Consider the following 4216-nt stretch of genomic DNA (forward strand, 5'->3'; position numbering starts at 1 on the left):
TCAACGCGAGCCTGTTGCCCAGTGTGTCTACCCGTTCGTCAACCGATGTTCCGGACAAATTGTACAATCTTGAAATCCGGCAATACGATGCGACCGGCGCTCATTTGACAGGAAAGGATTATGGGACGGTGGATATAGGTAAGAGCTTGGACGTCACTTTGCAGGCGTCTGACGACTGCCAGTTAGTACTGGTAGCCCGTGGTAACGGTCCTGCAGTGACAACTTTAGGAACAAAAACATTAGAACAAGTACAAAGTATGATAGTAAATTCTTCCTTGATAAATGCGATTGACCCCTCGGTCACAGGGAGCATGAATATTATGCCTTACGTGCTTCATCTAAAGCATGTAAAGGTAGCCGTTGTCAATGGTAAAGCTATCATTCAGAGTCCGGACGGAAGCTACGACATGCGCCTGATGCTGAAACGTCTGGCTACCCGCCTGACTGTAACGTGGGATTATGGTGTTACAGATTATAAATTGAAACAACTCCTGATTCAGAGTGTGCCACTGAATTATACCATCGTGGATAAGCCGGAGATTGACGGCACATATCCCTCTATCGTTTCGCAGTTCACCACGCTTGAAATACCTATTGCGGATGCCAATGCCGCGCATGGTTCTTATTCCTGCTGGGTGCCGGCCAATGTGCGTGGCGAAAGTGCTGCCGCTACCACGGAAACGCAGCGTACGAAAGCAAATGCTCCTGTAGGCAGTACCTTTTTCAATTTCGTAGCCGTGAATACAACTGACGGAAAGAAGAAGCTCGACTACCGTGTTTATATTGGTTCCGGTTCTTTTACGGATTTCAATATGTATCGCAACAAAGATTATGCTTATACCGTGAACTTCGCGCACGTCGGCATCCCTACGGATGATAATCGAGTGACCTATATCGACCCTATTCCGGCTTCGGAGAACAACGATAATCTGGTGCCTACTGCCAACTGCTTTATGGTAGAGCCGGGTGGTGCGTTCTGTTTCGACCCTTTTGCATTCCAACAAAACGGAGCGGAAATACTCAACTCACAAATGACGGGCTGGTATCCTTCCACCGGTACTACCGGTATCAAATCGGTAAAGCTGCTTTGGCAAACCCGTGAGAACGGTGATGTCGGTGATCCTGTAATGGGAATTGCCAATAGTGATGGTGATCATACCAATATTGTAGACATTAAACGAACGATAGATCATAGTGATATCAATACAGTGCCAGCCAATGGTAAAGGGCAATGCCGCATCTATTGCCGTGTAGCTGCCAACACTACCGGAGGTAACGGAGTGATTGCTGCATACGACGGTCCGGATGGTACGGGAAACATTGTCTGGAGCTGGCATGTATGGGTGACGGATTATAAACCGGATGCCCGTGGAGGTGAACAGGTTTTGGAACCGGTCAGCAAGCGGAAACTACTCTTTTCGTTGAACAATTCAAGTGTACTTCCGATGATGGACCGTAATTTGGGGGCAATGGCGGGATATGTAGATGAAGCTCCGGCTTCCTTTGTCGAAATGTCCAAGACCAATGGCTTCCATTATCAGTGGGGGCGCAAAGACCCGTTCCCAAGTAGCTATACGACTAAAAAGATCAGTGCAATTAATAATAAGAATTCATCTACGCCTCCCGAAGGTATGCTGAATCGCTATGCGGCGGATGGGATTACATATGTGGTGAATGGAGGACAATCGGGGACAATCAGCTACCAGACATCTTGCCGGCAACCGCTTGTGTTTTATGCTGCCAATAGCAAAGGTCCTGCCTGGACAAATATTGCAGCCACATCATTCAGAGGGTGGGATGAAACGGATAAACCTGTTTGGGACCCATGTCCTGCCGGATGGAGAGTTATATCCCGGGTTGATCTGGCTGCTGTATATCAGAATGGTAGTAGCCTGCCTAACAATAATATAAAGAATTATAATACGAGGGATGATGATGGTGGTTATCTGCTTTATTTCGAACAGTTGGATGGCGGGCATGCCTCTTATTTCCGGTTTACAGGTTATGGCAGATACATGGATACATTCGAGTTTATTGGAGATTTGTGTACGATATGGACCCGAAATAAGGGAACTGATAATGGCTATAATGCATATTCGGGTTGGTTTCATACAAGCAATGCTTATGACATACCAACTAAATACCAGTCTGATGCCCATCCGCTTCGTTGCGTGCAGGAAAAGGCTGATTAACGATAAGGAATAATTCAAAGTAATTTGAATACATTCGCTCTTTGACATGCTGGAATAACGGAAAACAATTGCTATCTTTGCTGTACGTAAACAATGTAAAAAGCAATGTGTATGAGCAGCAAGATTTATCCTATTGGTATTCAGAATTTCGAAAGTCTTCGTAGAGATAACTATTTCTATATAGATAAAACGGCCTTGATTTATCAAATGGTGAAGACGGGACGTTATTATTTCCTGAGCCGTCCGCGCCGTTTCGGAAAGAGTTTGCTGGTTTCTACCCTCGAAGCCTATTTCCTGGGGAAGAAGGAACTGTTCACCGGGTTGGCGATGGAGAAGCTGGAAAAGGACTGGATAAATTATCCAGTGCTGCATCTTGATCTGAATGCCCGTAACTATGAAGATGCCGATTCTCTGCTTGAGGAACTGAATAAAAATCTTGAAATCTGGGAGCGGACCTATAGCAGCCCCTATTCCGATCGTGCGCCTGAAGAACGGTTTTACCATGTCATTCGTTTGGCTTATGAACAAACGGGACAGCGTGTCGTAATCCTTGTGGACGAGTATGACAAACCTATGTTGCAAGCCATTGGCAATGAAGCCTTGCAACGTGAGTTCCGCAACATGCTGAAACCCTTTTACGGGGTATTGAAGACTTTGGACGGCTGCATCAAGTTCGCTTTGCTGACGGGAGTTACGAAGTTTGGTAAGATAAGTGTGTTTAGTGACTTGAATAATCTGAATGATATTTCTATGTACGAACCGTTTGTCTCTATCTGTGGAATGACGGAGCGGGAAATACATGAGAATCTGAAAGCCGAATTGCATGAGCTGGCCGCCGCGCAAAAGATGACTTACGAGCAAGCCGCCGCCGAACTGAAAGAGTGTTACGATGGCTATCATTTCGTTGAGAATACGGAAGGCATCTATAATCCTTTCAGCGTGCTGAACACTTTCTATAAGATGAAGTTCGGCAGCTACTGGTTTGAGACAGGTACGCCTACCTATCTCGTGGAATTGTTAAAGCGTAGCCATTACGATTTGGAACGTATGGCACACGTACAGACTGATGCCGATGTTCTGAATAGTATCTATGGTGACGAAGACCCCATTCCTGTGATTTTTCAGAGTGGGTATCTCACCATAAAAGGGTACGACAAGGAATTCGGCCTCTATCGTCTCGGTTTTCCCAATAGGGAGGTCGAGGAGGGTTTCATCAAGTTTTTGGTGCCTTTCTATACCCGATTCAATAAAGTGGAGGCTCCTTTTGAGATACAAAAGTTCGTGATGGAGTTGCGTGCCGGAGACATTGACGCTTTCTTCAAGCGTCTTCGGAGTTTCTTTGCTGATACTCCTTATGAACTGGTGAGTGAACTTGAACTTCACTATCAGAATGTGCTTTTCATCATTTACAAACTGTTGGGGTTCTATGTTAATGCGGAGCGCCATACTTCGGACGGGCGCATTGACTTGGTGTTGCAGACTGACCGTTTTATCTATGTGATGGAATTCAAATTGGACGGTACTGCCGAAGAGGCTTTGGCGCAGATTAACGAGAAAGGCTATGCACAGCCTTTTGAGCAGGATAGCCGGCAACTGTTCAAGATTGGCGTGAACTTTAGTAACAAGACGCGGAACATTGAGAAGTGGATTGTAGAGAAAGTATTTTAGTACCATCCTACGTGATATCTGTTATAATGACAGATGAAGATCGGGTTGCTGTTTACAGATAAGTTGTTTTAATATATTGTTTTCCGTCCCGCCCCGTGCACAGAAGTGCATGAGGCGGGACGGTTTGTTTTCTGTTATTCCTGTACTAAAATTGATAATTAAAACAAAGAATATATGAAACGGATATTTAAAAGAAATATTTATTTGCTTTTGGGGTTTACAGCCCTGTGTAGCGGTATTATCGGGTGTGATGACCGGATAGATGATTCAGTGTCTCCGGTGTCAGGACAAGAGTTGGTCACAGTACATTTGAGTTTCGGCTTCGCCGAAGAATCCATTGGTGAATTGTACCGCAA

At 45.3% G+C, this 4216-nt stretch carries 3 protein-coding genes; all 3 read left to right on the top strand.

The genetic code is table 11. The features are described from left to right. Positions 1-23 precede the first annotated feature (23 nt). Positions 24-2192, top strand: coding sequence for a DUF4906 domain-containing protein (locus QZ135_RS24560; protein WP_294615724.1), 2169 nt, complete (start codon positions 24-26; stop codon positions 2190-2192). Between the two features lie 111 nt (positions 2193-2303). Beyond that, the gene (locus QZ135_RS24565) at positions 2304-3860 is read left to right on the top strand and encodes an ATP-binding protein (protein ID WP_294615720.1); all 1557 of its coding nucleotides are present in this window, start codon (positions 2304-2306) and stop codon (positions 3858-3860) included. A gap of 174 nt (positions 3861-4034) precedes the next feature. Then, positions 4035-4216, top strand: a 182-nt coding sequence (locus tag QZ135_RS24570) for a hypothetical protein (RefSeq protein ID WP_294615722.1), incomplete at its 3' end; no start/stop codon positions are given.

This window comes from uncultured Bacteroides sp., from assembly GCF_905207245.1.
Classification (GTDB): domain Bacteria; phylum Bacteroidota; class Bacteroidia; order Bacteroidales; family Bacteroidaceae; genus Bacteroides.

Coding starts and splice junctions, on each gene's coding strand:
- QZ135_RS24565 (WP_294615720.1), top strand. CDS start 2,304: ATGAGCAGCAAGATTTATCCTATTGGTATTCAGAATTTCGAAAGTCTT.